Source organism: Dellaglioa carnosa (genome assembly GCF_026948345.1).
GTDB classification, from domain to species: Bacteria; Bacillota; Bacilli; order Lactobacillales; family Lactobacillaceae; genus Dellaglioa; species Dellaglioa algida.
Genome location: NZ_JANXLI010000019.1, coordinates 1 through 360, shown reverse-complemented (window position 1 = coordinate 360; position 360 = coordinate 1). Strand labels below are relative to the sequence as shown.

Sequence of the window (360 nt, the reverse complement as noted above, 5' to 3'; positions counted from 1 at the left end):
CTGACCCGTACGGGATTTGAACCCATGTTACCGCCGTGAAAGGGCGGTGTCTTAACCACTTGACCAACGGGTCATAATAACTAAAAACGGAGAAGGAGGGATTCGAACCCTCGCGCCATTTTCACGACCTACACCCTTAGCAGGGGCGCCTCTTCAGCCACTTGAGTACTTCTCCATAAAATAATTGATGGGCCTAAATGGACTCGAACCATCGACCTCACGCTTATCAGGCGTGCGCTCTAAACCAGCTGAGCTATAGGCCCAAAATCATAAAAAAGCGGGTGACGAGAATCGAACTCGCGACAACAGCTTGGAAGGCTGTGGTTTTACCACTAAACTACACCCGCAAAATATATAAAT

Annotated in this window: 4 tRNA genes; all 4 read right to left on the bottom strand. The window is 48.6% G+C overall.

The features are described from left to right. Position 1: 1 nt before the first annotated feature. The 4 genes from N0K80_RS07895 to N0K80_RS07880 all read right to left on the bottom strand — a co-directional run bounded on the left by N0K80_RS07895 (position 2) and on the right by N0K80_RS07880 (position 347). Positions 2-73 (bottom strand) — tRNA-Glu (locus N0K80_RS07895). Positions 74-87: 14 nt separating this feature from the next. Beyond that, positions 88-175 (bottom strand) — tRNA-Ser (locus tag N0K80_RS07890). 13 nt (positions 176-188) lie between these two features. Continuing rightward, a tRNA-Ile gene (locus N0K80_RS07885) sits at positions 189-263 on the bottom strand. Between the two features lie 13 nt (positions 264-276). Continuing rightward, positions 277-347, bottom strand: a tRNA-Gly gene (locus N0K80_RS07880). Between the last annotated feature and the right edge of the window lie 13 nt (positions 348-360).